Annotated in this window: 14 protein-coding genes; 7 read left to right on the top strand and 7 right to left on the bottom strand. The window is 71.6% G+C overall.

Annotation, left to right across the window (positions count from 1 at the left end; translation table 11 throughout):
* Window positions 1–87 precede the first annotated feature (87 nt).
* Genes ACWCPW_RS21410 through ACWCPW_RS21395 form a run of 4 tightly spaced genes read right to left on the bottom strand, consistent with a single transcriptional unit; the run spans window position 88 to window position 4,037 of the window.
* The gene (locus ACWCPW_RS21410; protein WP_395865821.1) at window positions 88–684 is read right to left on the bottom strand and encodes a GTP-binding protein; all 597 of its coding nucleotides are present in this window, start codon (window positions 682–684) and stop codon (window positions 88–90) included.
* Entirely contained in the window at window positions 665–1,099 is a 435-nt protein-coding gene (locus ACWCPW_RS21405; protein ID WP_449763162.1) for a DUF742 domain-containing protein, read from the bottom strand. Before ACWCPW_RS21405 ends, ACWCPW_RS21410 begins: the two co-directional genes overlap by 20 nt.
* Complete coding sequence (locus ACWCPW_RS21400) at window positions 1,096–1,551, bottom strand: roadblock/LC7 domain-containing protein (protein ID WP_449763161.1); 456 nt, start codon at window positions 1,549–1,551, stop codon at window positions 1,096–1,098. The genes ACWCPW_RS21405 and ACWCPW_RS21400 overlap by 4 nt, the downstream gene beginning before the upstream one ends.
* On the bottom strand, window positions 1,548–4,037 hold the full coding sequence (locus ACWCPW_RS21395) for a nitrate- and nitrite sensing domain-containing protein (protein WP_449763160.1): 2,490 nt from the start codon (window positions 4,035–4,037) through the stop codon (window positions 1,548–1,550). The genes ACWCPW_RS21400 and ACWCPW_RS21395 overlap by 4 nt, the downstream gene beginning before the upstream one ends.
* Before the next feature lie 302 nt (window positions 4,038–4,339).
* Between ACWCPW_RS21395 and ACWCPW_RS21390 the strand changes: the two genes are divergently transcribed.
* The 5 genes from ACWCPW_RS21390 to ACWCPW_RS21370 all read left to right on the top strand — a co-directional run bounded on the left by ACWCPW_RS21390 (window position 4,340) and on the right by ACWCPW_RS21370 (window position 8,387).
* Window positions 4,340–5,542 (top strand): helix-turn-helix domain-containing protein, encoded by a 1,203-nt coding sequence (locus tag ACWCPW_RS21390; RefSeq protein ID WP_449763159.1) that lies wholly within the window; start codon window positions 4,340–4,342, stop codon window positions 5,540–5,542.
* Between the two features lie 51 nt (window positions 5,543–5,593).
* Complete coding sequence (locus tag ACWCPW_RS21385; RefSeq protein ID WP_449763158.1) at window positions 5,594–5,785, top strand: hypothetical protein; 192 nt, start codon at window positions 5,594–5,596, stop codon at window positions 5,783–5,785.
* Window positions 5,786–5,931: 146 nt separating this feature from the next.
* Window positions 5,932–6,294: a DUF2203 domain-containing protein gene (locus ACWCPW_RS21380; RefSeq protein WP_449763157.1), complete on the top strand. Its 363-nt coding sequence runs from the start codon at window positions 5,932–5,934 to the stop codon at window positions 6,292–6,294.
* Window positions 6,295–6,447: 153 nt separating this feature from the next.
* Entirely contained in the window at window positions 6,448–7,533 is a 1,086-nt protein-coding gene (locus ACWCPW_RS21375; RefSeq protein WP_449763156.1) for a WD40/YVTN/BNR-like repeat-containing protein, read from the top strand.
* A 188-nt stretch (window positions 7,534–7,721) separates the two neighbouring features.
* Entirely contained in the window at window positions 7,722–8,387 is a 666-nt protein-coding gene (locus ACWCPW_RS21370; protein WP_449763155.1) for an HAD family hydrolase, read from the top strand.
* 110 nt (window positions 8,388–8,497) lie between these two features.
* On the opposite strand, the gene ACWCPW_RS21365 is transcribed toward ACWCPW_RS21370, so the two are convergent.
* The 3 genes from ACWCPW_RS21365 to ACWCPW_RS21355 form a co-directional block, all read right to left on the bottom strand.
* Complete coding sequence (locus ACWCPW_RS21365; RefSeq protein ID WP_449763154.1) at window positions 8,498–9,490, bottom strand: aldo/keto reductase; 993 nt, start codon at window positions 9,488–9,490, stop codon at window positions 8,498–8,500.
* A gap of 90 nt (window positions 9,491–9,580) precedes the next feature.
* The gene (locus tag ACWCPW_RS21360; protein ID WP_449763153.1) at window positions 9,581–9,724 is read right to left on the bottom strand and encodes a hypothetical protein; all 144 of its coding nucleotides are present in this window, start codon (window positions 9,722–9,724) and stop codon (window positions 9,581–9,583) included.
* A 96-nt stretch (window positions 9,725–9,820) separates the two neighbouring features.
* Window positions 9,821–10,096, bottom strand: a complete 276-nt coding sequence (locus ACWCPW_RS21355) for a hypothetical protein (RefSeq protein WP_449763152.1) — start codon at window positions 10,094–10,096, stop codon at window positions 9,821–9,823.
* 319 nt (window positions 10,097–10,415) lie between these two features.
* Here ACWCPW_RS21355 and ACWCPW_RS21350 point away from each other — a divergent pair, with 319 nt between their 5' ends.
* Window positions 10,416–11,897 carry an MFS transporter gene (locus ACWCPW_RS21350; protein WP_449763151.1) on the top strand — a complete coding sequence of 494 codons (1,482 nt, stop codon included), beginning with the start codon at window positions 10,416–10,418 and terminating at the stop codon, window positions 11,895–11,897.
* 68 nt (window positions 11,898–11,965) lie between these two features.
* The gene (locus ACWCPW_RS21345; RefSeq protein WP_449763150.1) at window positions 11,966–13,498 is read left to right on the top strand and encodes an FGGY family carbohydrate kinase; all 1,533 of its coding nucleotides are present in this window, start codon (window positions 11,966–11,968) and stop codon (window positions 13,496–13,498) included.
* The last annotated feature ends 102 nt before the right edge of the window (window positions 13,499–13,600 follow it).

Genomic DNA, 13,600 nt, shown 5'->3' with positions numbered 1-13,600 from the left:
GATTGCGGGCGGTCCGCGGGCCGCCCGCACGCGCCTGCCGGACGGGCCGAAGGCGGCCCGTCCGGCACACCGAGGCCGGGCGTACGGCTAGGCGTGCGGCGCGACCAGCGCGAGCGACGAGCCCAGCAGATGGTCGACCAGTGCCAACAACACGTCCCGGCCCGACGACCGCACCCGCACGTCGCAGGGCAGGATCGGGACGTCCGGGCCGAGGTCGAGCGCGTCGCGGACCTCGGCGACGGTGTACTCCACGGCCGCGTCGAAGCGGTTGATCGCGACCACGAACGGGATGCCGCGACGCTCGAAGAAGTCGATGCTGCCGAAGCCGGCGTCCAGGCGCCGCGTGTCGACGAGCACGATCGCGCCCAGCGCGCCGATCGCCAGGTCGTCCCACAACGACCAGAACCGCTCCTGGCCGGGCGCGCCGAACAGGTACAGGACCAGGTCCTCGGACAGCGTGATGCGGCCGAAGTCGAGCGCGACCGTGGTGCGCGACTTGGCCTCGACGCCCGCGAGATCGTCCACGCCCACACCGACCTCGGTCATCACCTCCTCGGTGTGCAGCGGCGGCACCTCGCTGACCGTGCCGACCAGCGTGGTCTTGCCGACCCCGAACCCGCCCGCGATCAGGATCTTGACCGCCGCCGCGTCCTCGGGCAGCCGGTCAGAGCCGAAGGAGACCATCACGTACCTTCTTCAACAAAGCGGGATCGGAGGTGCGGGCCAGGGCCAGCGGGGCGCGTACGGTCACCAGGCCGTCGCGCAGCAGGTCGTCGACGAGCACCTTGGTGATGCTCACCGGGAGGTCGATCAGCGCGGCCACCTCGGCGACCGCCTGCGGCTCCCGGCACAGCTCCAGGATGAGCTGATGCTCGGGCTGCCGGCCGCGACCGTCGCGAACCTTGCGACGCCCGCCCGAGGACGGCTCCTCGGCGGTCGCGGCCCGGCCTGCCGGCTCCTCCGGCGCGACCGTGGTGACCAGCGTGATCAGGGTCAGGTCCGCGTCGCGAACGGCCTTGGTCCGGCCGCGCGTGAGCGTGTACGGGCGTACCAGCGGACCGGCGTCCTCGTCCCAGGGCTGCTCCCAGCGGGACGTCACGCCCGACCACCCGCCGGATCGTCGGCCTCGGTGCGTGGCCGGGTGCCGAGGTACTCGCCGACCTTCTTCACCAGCATGTTCATCTCGAACGCCACCACCCCTACATCCGCGCTCTGTTCGGACAGTACGGCCAGATGCGCGCCCTTCCCCGCGGCCGTGAGGAAGAGGAACGCGTCGTCCATCTCGACCAGGGTCTGGCGCACCGAACCGCCCGCGAAACCCCGGCCGATGCTGCGTGCCAGGCTCTGCAGCCCGGCCGCGGCGGCGGCCAACTGCTCGGCGTCGTCGCGCGGGATGGACTCGGACCGGCTCATCAGCAGTCCGTCCTCGGACAGCACGATCGCGTGCCGGGTCTGATGCACGCGCTTGACCAGATCGGTCAACAACCAGTCCAGGCGACTGTCGGTCGAGGTGGTGGCCGTGCCGCCGGCGAGATCGTGCGTGTTCGTCATGACGGTTCCCCAGGGTGCGTGGTGCTTCCGGCGGCGGGGTTCGGGCCCGGTGCGGGCTCGGTCCCGGTTCCGGGTTCGGTCTCGATCGCGGACTCGTCGCCGGCCGCGCTCGGTTCGGACGCCTCGCGCGCTCGTTGGCTCGCGAATCGGAACGAGGACAAGGTAGCCGCAGCTTCGCGAGGTGAGGAGGGCTTCGCCTCGGTTCGCGGGTCCGGCTCGCTCGCGATGCCCGATTCGCCACGCAACGGCATCGGCAGGTTGCGCTGCCGAACCCGGCGCGGCAGCGCGCGGCGCCCGTCGGCGGTGGTCTCCTCGGCGGCCGGGCCGGCCGGCGAGGGTGCGGGAGTCGGCTCGGCCTCGGCCGCGGGCTCCGGAGCCGCCGGTACGCGCTCCAGTGAGCGGACCACCGGATCGGGGTGCTGCCGAGCGGGCGGGCGCGTCCGGGACACCTCCTCGTCCTCGGGCTCGTGCGCCGATTCGGCCGGCTCGCCCGATTCCGCCTCGTCCGCCGGGTCGCCCATGCTTTCGGAGTCCGCCGTCGTCGCGAGCGCGTGCTCGAACGGTCCGGCACTTCCCGGCTGATCACCCGGCGTACCCGACTCCCGGGAGATCAACTCCTCGGGCAGGAACACGATCGCCAGCGTGCCGCCGTACGGCGAGGGCCGCAGGGTCACGTCGACCCCGAGCCGGTCGGCGAGTTGCGCGACCACGAACAGGCCCATCCGCACGTCCTCGGCGAGGGCGATCACGTCGAAGCTGACCGGCACCGCCAACTGCCGGTTGGCCGCCGCGTACTCGTCCGCCGACATGCCCAGCCCGCGGTCCTCGATCTCGATCGCCAGGCCCTTGGCGACCGACACCGCCCGCACGTGCACGGGCGTGTCCGGCGGCGAGAACATCGCGGCGTTCTCGACGAGCTCGGCCAGCAGGTGGATCACCCCGCCCACGGCCGGACCGGACAGTTGCAGATCGCGGTCGGAGTAGACCTCGACCCGGTGGTAGTCCTCCACCTCGCCCACCGCGCCGCGTACCACGTCGACGATCCGCACCGGGCGACTCCAGCGTCGGCCCGGCCGGTTGCCGGTGAGCACCACGAGGTTCTCCTCGTACCGGCGCAGGCGGGTGGCCAGATGGTCGATCGTGAACAACTCGCGCAGCAGTTCCGGATCTTGGTGGCGGCGCTCCATCGCGTCCAGCTCACCGATCTGACGGTTCACCAGGGACTGGGTGCGCAGCGCGGTGTTGACGAACACCTTGGCGAAACCCTCGCGCTGTCGCGCCAGTTGTACCGCGCCGTCCAGCGCGGCCCGTTGCGCGGCGTTGAACGCCGAGGCCACCTGGCCGATCTCGTCCCCGCTCGCCGGCACGTCCGGCGCCTCGACCGCGAGGTCGACCCGCTCGCCGCGCTGCAACCGCTCGATGACCACCGGCAGCCGGTGCGAGCCCAGTTCGACCGTCGCGTCGCGCAGCCGGGACAACCGCCGGCGCACCGCACGGGTCACCCGCCAGCACAACAGGGCGCCGATCAGCACGAAACCGAGGCCGATCGCACTGAGCAGGTACACCTGGTTCCAGGTGTCCTCGGTGGCCTCGTCGCCCGCCTCGAAGACCAGATCCACCCGGGCGAAGTCGAAGGCCGAGTTCGGCAGAGCGAGTTGATCGAACGTCTCGCGCCACTTCGTCAGCTCGGCGGGCAGCACGATGCCGGTCCCCGCGCTGCGCTGATCCCTGGGGGCGTCCACCGCGGCGATGATCGCGTTCTCCATCGCGGCCAGCTCCCGCCAGGCCGGGCTCTCGGTGAGCGCCAGATACAGCGGACGCAACCGGTCGGGCAGGAACGGCTCGATCTCGTCCTCGAGCGTATGCCGGCGTACCCCCACGTTCTGCACGAATCCGGCGAAGTCCGGCTGGGTCAACCGGCCGCCGGGCTGCGCGAAGGAGACCGTCATGTCCTCCTGTGCCATCGCCTCGCCGGCACGGAACTGGATCACCAGAAACTGGCCCTCGAAGGTGACGTCGGTATCGGACGTCTCGGCCAGCGCCTGCACGATGGAGATCTGGTTGGCCACCTGCTTCGTGTAGTAGCCCAACCAGCGATCCCGGCCGGTCGCGCCGGTTGCGTCCACCTGGCGTCGGACGTCGGCGAGTTCGGCCAGCTCCGGGGCCACCCGACCGGCCCGGTACATCACATTGCCCGGCGTCTCCGCGGTGTCGCTGTTCGCGAACGCGACGAACGCCCGTACCGCCTCGTCGGTCTTGGCCCGCTGCGCGCGCAGCGCATCGGTCGCCGCCGGCGACGGCTTGGCCATCCACGCCGCGGTCAGCCGCCGTTCGAGTTGCAGGCCGACCATCGTGTTGTAGGCGGGCGTACCGGCCCGTTCGGCCACCGAGACCTGGTGGTCCAAGCCGCTCGCGTGGTCGGCGAGTCGGTAGGTGGCGATGCCCCACAGGGCGACCATCGCGACCGAGGGCACCACGGTCAGCATGACCAACAGGGTCCGGATCGACGGCGTACGGCGCGACCGCGAGCGACCCGCTCGGGTCCGACCGGTCCCGGGGACGCGCATCAGTTTTCTCATCGACTCTCCCGCAAGGGCAACCCGGCCCGAAATGCGGTTGCCGCGACCCGGCCGAAGGTACCGGCGGGGCACCCGACAGAATCCACGCAGTCCGCGTGGGGAACTTCCCGCACGTGCGGCACAAACCACGCACATGGACGATCACGCGTCGCGCCCGGGCGACACGTGATCGGACGCACACTCGGCGATACCCCAAGGAGCGACCCGGCATGCACACCGCGACCGGCATCGGCCGGCGGATCGCGTACTGGCGGGTACGTCGAGGTCTGACCCAGGCCGAATTCGCGCGCCTGATGGGCCGATCCGTGCGCTGGGTCGAGGACGTGGAGGCGGGCCACCGGCAGGCGGATCCGCGCCTGTCGGTGCTCACCAAGGCCGCGCGGGTGCTGCACATCGGGATCGACCGACTGCTGCCCGAGGAACCCGACCGGGAACAGCACGACCACGATCCACTGGGCGCGGTGCGGACCGCGCTGCGCCGGGCGGACACCGCGCCGGCGGCCGGCCCGGGGTCCGGCCGGCGGATCGATCTCGCGATGCCGTGTCGAGAGTTGAGCTACGGGTGGACCGCGTACACGGCCGCGGACTACGGGTGCCTGGATCGCGTGGTGCCGCCGGTTCTGGCGGCGACGGTGCCGATCGCCGGGGCGGTCGGGCCCGACGCGTGCGCGCGGGCCGCCGTCCGGTCCGCCGCGCTCGGCCTGGCCGCCGCCGCCGCCCAGGTGTTCGGCGACGCCGACCTGGCCTGGCGGGCGGCCGATCGGGCGGTCACCTCGGCCGGGCACAGCGGCGACGCGGTGGTCCTGGCGCGTGCGGCCCATCGGCTGACCGGTGCCATGGTCGGGCACGAAGGCGCGGGCGCCGCCGTCGAGTTCGCGCTCGGGGCGGAGGCGGACCTGGCTTCGGCACTGGACTCGCGCGGCCGGGTTGGCCGAGCGGCGCTGCGTACCCTGCGGTTGGGCGCGGCAATGGCCGCGGCCCGAATCGGCGATCGCCCGGCCACGCGCGATCTGCTGGACGGGGCCGAGCGGGCCGACCCCGGTGCGATCCAGGTGCCGCTGTACCGGGTGACCGCGCACGTCCTGCTGGGCGAGTACGCGCGGGCCGTCGCGGGTCGGTTCACCCCGGACGCGCTGGCCGTCCTGCCGCGCGGCCGGCAGGCCCGGCACCTGATCGACCTCGCCCGGGCGCTCGCCGCGCTCGGCCGGCGCGGTGAGGCGGTCGGCGCGCTCCTGGAGGCGGAGGCCGCCGCGGCCCAGGAGATCCGATGTCGGCCGCCGAATCGCCGCTTCGTCCAGGAGATCCTGCGACTGGACTCGCCGGCCGACGGCGACGAGTCCCGGCTGCGCGCGCTGGCCGCCCGATGCGCAGGAAATGGGTCGTGGGGCCCGGAACGGGCATGGATCATGTAGAGCCCGGCGGCACCGTCGGGTCACCACAGCGCACGTTCCCAGGGAGCCGCCGTGATCACGATTCTCTCCTTCGTCGTCGGGTTGGTCGTGGTCGTGGGCCTGATCGCGGTCGCGGTCGGCAGGCGCGGACCCACCACGAGTCACGACGGTCTGGACATCGAGCGGGACCTCACCGCTCGGGCCGAATCCTCCGGCGGCGTCCTCGGGGTGCACACCAACCACGGGACCTTTCCCGGGGTGTAGGGGAACGCCCGGTACTTCGGGCGATCCGTCGGCCGCTTAGCGCGCGGCCGCGGGATGGCGCGAGTGGTGCGTGCGGTGATGCGTCGTGCGGTCGGGGCCGGGTGGCCGGGCGGTGGCATGTTCGCTCGGCGTGGGAGGCTGTGCTCATGGGTCTGTTCACGGTCGACGAGGCACACGCGGAGTTGGCCCGGCTGATGCCGGTGCTCGACGAGTTGATCACCGTACGGGCGGACGCGGCGGAGCTGACCGCGGCGCTGGAGCGCGGCGGGTCCCGGTCCGAGCTGGGCGGACTGCCCGAACTCAAGGGAATGCAGGCCCGGCTCGACGAACTGATGACGCGGATCCAGCAGACCGGCGCCGAACTCAAGGGCTTCGCGCCGCTGCTCGTGGACTTCCCGGCCGACCTGGACGGCGTACCGGTGCTGCTGTGCTGGCTGGAGGGCGACCGTCGGCTCGGCTGGTACCACCGCGCCGACCTGGGCTTCGCGGGGCGGCGTCCGTTGCCGTAGGGCCGAAAAGTACTCGGATCGCGGCGGATCCCATCGGATTCCGTCGGAGCCCACCGGATTCCGTCGAATCTCATCGGATCGCGTCGAATCGGGCGAATGTCACCTCGGCCGCGTAGCGTTCCCCGTGGAACGGAACGCTGCCTGGAGGTCACCATGACGAAGTCCGTCCTGCTCGCCATCGGCACCCGCAAAGGCCTGTGGATCGGTCGTTCGCGCGACGACGGGTCCTGGGCGTACACCGGGCCGCACCACCCGATGACCGGCGTCTACTCGGTCGCGATCGACACCCGAGGGGACGCGCCCCGGGTGATGGCGGGCGTCGTGCACGAGCACTTCGGCCCGGTCGTGGTCACCAGCGACGACCTCGGCGCGACCTGGCGCGAACCGGACCTGGGCCGGGTCGGCTTCCCGGCGGACGCGGGCGCCTCGGTCGAGCGGATCTGGCAACTGGTGCCGGGTGCCCGCTCCGAACCCGACGTGCTCTACGCCGGCGTCGAGCCGTCCGCGCTGTTCCGCTCCGAGGACGGTGGGCGTTCCTTCGAACTCGTTCGCGCGCTGTGGGACCACCCGCACCGGCCGCACTGGGAGGCCGGCTTCGGCGGCCAGGCGATCCACACGGTGTTGCCGCACCCCACCGACCCGCGCCGGATCACCGTCGCGATGTCCACCGGCGGGGTGTACGTCACCGAGGACGGCGGCGCGAGCTGGAACCCGTCCAACACCGGCATCCATGTGACGTTCCTGCCCGACGAGTACCCCGAGTACGGGCAGTGTGTACACAAGGTGGCCCGGCACCCGGACCGCCCCGACCGGCTGTTCCTGCAAAACCACCACGGCGTCTACCGCAGCGACGACGCGGGGGCCACGTGGGAGTCGATCGCCGACGGCCTGCCCGCCGACTTCGGCTTCACCATCGTGGTCCACCCGCACCACCCGGACACCGTCTACGTGGTCCCGCTCACCGCCGACGCGATGCGCTTCCCGGTCGACGGCCTGTGCCGCGTCTACCGCAGCGACGACGCGGGCAAGTCCTGGACGGCCCTGGCGGACGGCCTCCCGGACGACTTCTGGACGGCCGTGATGCGCGACGCGATGTGCGCCGACGACGCCGAGGACGCGAGCCTGTACTTCGGCTCCCGCAGCGGTGAGATCTACCGAGGCCGGCACGGCGGCGACCGCTGGGAACGCATCGCCCAACACCTCCCCGACGTGCTGTCCCTGCGGGCGGCGGTGATCTGAGGCGGGTGGCGGGCACGCGGGCCATGGCCGCCCGCTCCGGGCTCGGACGGGGCGCCTGCGCCGGGAGACGCCGCGTGGCGGCGGGGTTCACACACGTTCACGCGACCGCAACCCGGTCGTGGCACTGTGCTCACGTCGGGCTGAGAGGGTCGTGACGTCCTCGCCTCACGCCATCGAAACGAGTCAGCGTGTCCGCCGATCCGCCTGCCGCCGTGTTGTTCGACATGGACGGGACCCTTGTCGACACCGAGCAGTTGTGGTGGGAAGCGGTCGCGGACGTGGCCGGGCGGGTCGGCTACGCGCTGGGCGAGACGGACGCGGCGGACGTGGTCGGGCACGCGATCGGGCACACCGCGGCGTATCTGCACACGGTGGTGGCCGAGGCACCGTGTGTGCACGAGCTGACGGACGCGCTGGACGCGGCGTTCACGACCAGGGTCGAGGATCGCATCGAGCCGCTGCCGGGAGTCGTCGCGCTGCTCGACGCCCTGGCCGCCGCCGAGGTGCCGCTGGCGATCGTGTCGGCGTCACCGCGCCGGGTCGTGGACCTGGTGCGGGACGTGTTGGGGTCGGCCCGGTTCGCGGTGACCGTCGCGGCCGAGGACGTGGCGCGGACCAAGCCCGACCCCGCCCCTTATCTGGCCGCGGCGACCGCGCTCGGGGTCGAGCCGAGCGCGTGCGTCGCGGTCGAGGACACCATGGTCGGCGTCACCTCGGCGGAAGCCGCCGGGTGCGCCGTCCTCGCGGTGTCCTCGACCACTGCGATCACGCCCGCACCGGGCCGCCGAGTGGTCGCGTCCCTGGCCTCGATCGAGGCCGGGGACCTGCACGCGTCCCTGGCGGCGCGAGCGTAGCCGCTTCCCGCTCACGGCCTTTCCGCTCACGGCCCTTTCCGCTCACGGCCCTTTCCGCTCACGGCCCTTTCCGATCGCGGCCCTCCCGGCCGCCCCGGCGCCGACTCGGTTCAGAGTTCGGCGCAGAGCCGGTCGATCTCGGCGATCTCGGCGGCGGTCAGGTCCGGTTGCCCGACGGCGGACAGATTCTGCTCCAACTGCCGTACGCTGCTTGCCCCGACGATCACCGACACGACCCGCTCGTCGCGCAGGATCCAGGTGAGCGCGAGCTGGGCGAGGGTCTGGCCCCGGCCCTGGGCAAGCTTGTTCAGCGCGCGGAGCAGGGTCAGCCGCTCCTCGGTGAGCGCGTCCTTCTTGAGGAAGTGGCCCACCGCCATCCGCGAATCCTCGGGCACGCCGTCGAGGTAGCGATCGGTCAACAGGCCCTGGGCCAGCGGTGAATAGGCGATCAGCGCGGTACCGGTCTCGCCGACCGCGTCCAGCACACCGCGCTCCGGCTCGCGGTCCAGGATCGAGTACGCCGACTGGTTGAGCAGCACGGGTGTGCCGAGGTCGCGCAGGATCGTCACCGCTTGGCGGTGCTCCTGCGGGCCGTAGTTGGAGATGCCGGCGTACAGCGCGCGGCCGGAGCGAACTGCCGTGTCCAGCGCGCCCATCGTCTCTTCGAGCGGGGTCTTCGGGTCGTAGCGGTGCGAGTAGAAGACGTCGACGTAGTCGAGGCTCATCCGGGCGAGCGACTGGTCCAGACTCGCCAGCAGGTACTTGCGGGACCCACCGTCGCCGTACGGCCCCGGCCACATGTCCCAGCCGGCCTTGGAGGCGATGAACATCTCGTCGCGATAGGGCCGGAAGTCGGCCCGGTAGTGCACCCCGAAGTTCGCCTCGGCCGACCCGTACGGCGGCCCGTAGTTGTTCGCCAGGTCGAAGTGCGTCACACCGAGGTCGAAGGCCCGGCGCAGTACCGCGCGCTGCACCTCCATGGGCTGGGTGTCCCCGAAGTTGTGCCACAACCCGAGCGAGACGGCGGGCAACTCGACCCCGCTACGCCCGGCCCGGCGATATCGCATCGATTCGTAACGGTCATCAGCAGCAGAGTGGATCATGCCGACCATCTTCGCCTGCTCGAGCCCCGTTCGGTGCGCGATTTCCACGCCGACATCCGTGGGCACGGTGCGCGTCGGGCGGGTGCCCGGTCAGAGGCCACGCACGTGGAGCATGGTGACGACCAGGACGCCGGAGCTGACCTCGTATTCGGTGATCACCCCGGCCAGTACCGCGGTGCGCCGGTCGGGGTTGCCGCGGATCGCGTCACCGTACGTACGCGGCGAGTACGACATGGAGTCGACTGCGCGGGTCGAATTCCCGACGCGTCGAAGAGGACAGGGCGTTGTACCCGGCGAGCGCGTTGTCCGTGTACCGGACTCGGTATTTGCTCACATCTCGACCGGTGTGCCGTCGGGGTTGTAGAGGCCGCTGTGGTCGCCGATCGCTACTCGGGCCGCGATGGCATCGTCGTGGGCGCGCATCTCGGGGGTCTTGGCCCAGGCGGAGGCGACGGCCGGAAGGTTGTCGATGGCAGCGTGGTCGATGTCGTGGTCGAACGCGGCCCGCTCGCTCTCGGGGAGGGCGGCGCGGATGTCCGCGAGGGTGCCGGGCAGCTCGACCACGCGGCCGTTGTGGTGGGCGCGGATGACGGGTCGGTCGCTCATGCGTACCAGCGTGGCACGAGGCCGCCCGTGACCGATAGCCGGCGCACACCGGCGGAGTACCCGCCCGGCGATGCGCCCGGCGCACACCGTGCGACGCATGCGATCAGGTATGTGCCGCACGGCATCGGGAGTGCTCGACGAGGTCGGGGATCCGGTTCGTTTGCTTACGGACCCTTGACACCCCCAAATCTCGCTCATAAGGTCCAGAACATTCTTTGGCAGGAACAGACGAAGACCACCTGTCGGTGGCTTCGCTGTGCCCTCCTACGCGTTAGCGCTCGCGTGTCGCCGACTGGTCCTTTTTTCCGAGGACGGGTTTATGGCACAGCAGCAGAGCGTCAGAGGCGTCAAAGACGTCGTCGCGCTCATCGACCGACTGGGAAGAATCTCCGGTCGGGCCAAGGTCATCTGGTTCCTCGTGTTCGGGGGCCTCTTCCTCGACGCGTACTCCAACGCCGCGCTCGGCGCCGGGCTCGCCCCGATGACGAAGCAGATGGAGCTGAGCAGCACTCAGGTCTCCATCCTCACCGCCACCGCGCCGGCTCTCGCCATCTTGTTCAATCCGATCGGCGGGTGGCTGGCCACCCGGATCGGCCGGGTGCCCCCACTGCTGATGGCCAAGCTGTTCGCGCTGGCCGGAGCGGTGATCGCGGCTACCGCCGACGACTTCACCGTGGTGTGGTTCGGCCGGGTCCTGGTCGGCGTCGCCTACGGGGTCGACTTCGCGGTGGCGATGGCGCTGCTCGCCGAGTACACGCCCAAGTCGCTGCGCGGACGGCTCAACCTGTGGCAGGGCATCTGGTACATCGCCACCACCGGCAACCTGCTGCTCACCCTGATCTGCTTCAAGTTCGACGTCGGCGCGGACATCTGGCGCTGGTCGGTCGGCTCGGCCGGGGTGATCGCGCTGTCCCTGTTCCTCCTCCAGTGGGCCTTCCTCGTGGAGAGCCCCACCTGGCTGGCCACCAAGGGTCGCCTGGAGGACGCGGTGCGCAACCTGCGCCGGATCTACGGGATCGAGGCGGTCGCCGCGAAGCCGGCCGCCGCGGGAGCCGCGCACAACGACGCGGACGCGGACGAGGTGCCGCCGAACGTGGGCATGCGGCAGGCCGGGATCCTGTTCCGCGGCAAGTACCTGCCGCGCACGCTGCTCTCCTCGGCCATCTCGCTCGGCCAGTCCATGCAGTACTTCGCGGTCGGCTGGTACCTGCCGGTGATCAGCCTGGCGATCTTCGGCAACAGCTTCGAGAAGGCCACGATCGGCTCGATGGTGTTCAACGCCTTCGGCATCGTCGGCGGCATCCTGTCCGCGTGGTTCGCCCGCAAGCTCGGCCTGCGGGTCAGCTCGGCGATCGGCTTCGGCGGCGTGTTCGTGATGCTGGTCGGGATGGGTCTGACCTTCGACCGGGTGCCGACCTGGATCGCGTTCATCCTCCCGGCGATGTTCATCTTCTGTCACTCGGCCGGTCCCGGCGCCAACGGCAAGTCGATCGCCGCGCTGTCCTACCGCAGTGAGGTGCGCACGCTGGGCACCGGCGTCACCGGGATGATCGGCAGCTTCGGCAGCGTGGCGGGGCTGTACCTGTTCCCGCAGATCAAGGACGGCATCGGGCTGGACAAGACGTTCCTGGTCCTGGCGATCGTGCCGCTGCTGGGCCTGCTCACGTGCGTGGCGATCAAGTGGGACCCGACCCGGGCGATCTCGCCCGACGAGGACCCGGACGTGCCGACCCTGACCGGGCAGCCCGCGCATCCGGCGGACCCCGCGAATCCGGCGAATCCCGCGTTGGTCACCCGCTGACGGAGACCTCCCGCGAAAGACTCGCACGCGGAGATCGCAATCGGATATTTCGGACCGAAAGGGCTGTGATGACGAAGACGTTGCACGCTCCCGGACGGCGCCTCGGCATCCTGTCCGTGGACGAGGGCACCACGGGGACCCGGGCCGGAGTCGTGCTGGACTCCGGGACGGTGGGCCACGTGGCGTACCGGCAGATCGCGGTGCACCATCCCGACGAGCACTCGGTCGAACAGGACCCGGTGGAGATCTGGACCGCCACCTTGACCGCCTGCCGCGAGGCGCTGGAGTGGGGGCGGGCGAACGACGTCGAGATCGTCGCTCTCGCGCTGTCCACTCAGCGGGCCACCGCGATGTTGTGGGATTCGCGCACCGGCCGGCCGCTGGTGCCGGCCTGTGTGTGGCAGGACCGGCGGTACGCCCGGGACCTGCTCGCCTACGAGGCCGCATGGGACGAGCCGCTGACCGCGCGGCTCGGCCGGCCGGTGGGCAGCAGGGCGCCGTTCCTGTGGGCCGCCCGGCAGATCGCCGAAGTGCCCGACGTGGCCGCGGCGTACGCGGCCGGGACACTGCTGTTCGGCACCGTGGACACCTGGCTGGCCTGGAAGTTCACCGCCGGCGCGGCGCACGCCGTCTCGGCGAGCAACGCCGGTTCGGTGGGCGCCTACCTGCTCCGCGAACACGCCTGGGACCGCGAGTGGATCGGGCAACTGGGCTATCCGCTAGACCTGTTGCCCGACCTGTTCGCCGACGACGACCACGGCTACGGCCGTACCGACCCCGAACTCCTGGGCGTCGAACTGCCGTTGGCCGCCGTCATGGGCGACCAGCACGCCGCGCTGATCGCGCTCGGCGGACTGGCGGCCGGGCAGGGCATGTGCGTGTACGGCACCGGCACGTTCGTGGACGCGGCAACGGGGGACACCCCCGCGCTGCCGGTCCCCGGCGTGACCGGCGTGCTGGCCCAACCCGGGTGGCGGCAGGGCGAGAAGACGCACTTCAGCCTGGAGGCGTACTGCTCGACCACCGGGTCCGCGCTGCGCTGGTTGTGCGACGATCTCGGCTTCTTCGCCTCGCCCGCGGAGATCGGCGAACTCGCCGCCCAGGCACGGGAACAGGGCGGAGCGAATCGGCGCGAGTGGTTCGTGCCCGCGCTCGCCGGCATCCGCACCCCCGCGTGGCGGCCCGAGGCGCGGGCCGCGCTCAGCGGCCTGACCCTGGCCACGACCCGGGCCGACGTGGCCCGCGCCGTACTGGACGGGATCGCGCACTCGGTGTGCGATCTGATCGACGGCGTCGCCGAGACCATGCGCGCGCCGTTCGGGCGACTGCGCGTGGGCGGCGGCGTGGCCGGCAGCGACACGCTGATGCGGATCCAGGCCGACCTCGTCGGCCTGCCGCTGGAGCGCGCCGCGGACTCGGCGACCGCGAGCCTGCGCGGCACCGCCTATCTGGCCGGCGTCCGCGAGGGCCTGTGGTCCTCGCTCGAAGAGGTGGTCGAGGCGCAGCCGCGCGGCCGAATCTTCGAACCCACCACCACCCCCGAGCAACGCGAGGAACAACGGGCCGCGTGGCGGACCGTGCTCGCGCCGCACCTCGACTGAGGCACACCGGCGCCACGCGGCCGGCCGCGCGACCACCTTGGAGCGCGGTTCGGCCCGAGGCCACCGGCCCGAGGCCACCCCGGACCCGGGCGGCCCGGACCC

The organism is Embleya sp. NPDC001921 (assembly GCF_053594475.1).
Note: the sequence above shows the minus strand (reverse complement) of the source record. Positions and strands in the feature narration are given on the sequence as shown.

Bases quoted from the DNA above. Each gene is read 5' to 3' on its own strand.
- ACWCPW_RS21395 (WP_449763160.1), bottom strand. From the start codon at position 4,037: ATGCTGACCGTGGTGCCCTCGGTCGCGATGGTCGCCCTGTGGGGCATC.
- ACWCPW_RS21360 (WP_449763153.1), bottom strand. From the start codon at position 9,724: ATGTCGTACTCGCCGCGTACGTACGGTGACGCGATCCGCGGCAACCCC.
- ACWCPW_RS21375 (WP_449763156.1), top strand. From the start codon at position 6,448: ATGACGAAGTCCGTCCTGCTCGCCATCGGCACCCGCAAAGGCCTGTGG.
- ACWCPW_RS21355 (WP_449763152.1), bottom strand. From the start codon at position 10,096: ATGAGCGACCGACCCGTCATCCGCGCCCACCACAACGGCCGCGTGGTC.
- ACWCPW_RS21345 (WP_449763150.1), top strand. From the start codon at position 11,966: ATGACGAAGACGTTGCACGCTCCCGGACGGCGCCTCGGCATCCTGTCC.
- ACWCPW_RS21380 (WP_449763157.1), top strand. From the start codon at position 5,932: ATGGGTCTGTTCACGGTCGACGAGGCACACGCGGAGTTGGCCCGGCTG.
- ACWCPW_RS21400 (WP_449763161.1), bottom strand. From the start codon at position 1,551: ATGACGAACACGCACGATCTCGCCGGCGGCACGGCCACCACCTCGACC.
- ACWCPW_RS21390 (WP_449763159.1), top strand. From the start codon at position 4,340: ATGCACACCGCGACCGGCATCGGCCGGCGGATCGCGTACTGGCGGGTA.
- ACWCPW_RS21365 (WP_449763154.1), bottom strand. From the start codon at position 9,490: ATGATCCACTCTGCTGCTGATGACCGTTACGAATCGATGCGATATCGC.
- ACWCPW_RS21410 (WP_395865821.1), bottom strand. From the start codon at position 684: ATGGTCTCCTTCGGCTCTGACCGGCTGCCCGAGGACGCGGCGGCGGTC.
- ACWCPW_RS21350 (WP_449763151.1), top strand. From the start codon at position 10,416: ATGGCACAGCAGCAGAGCGTCAGAGGCGTCAAAGACGTCGTCGCGCTC.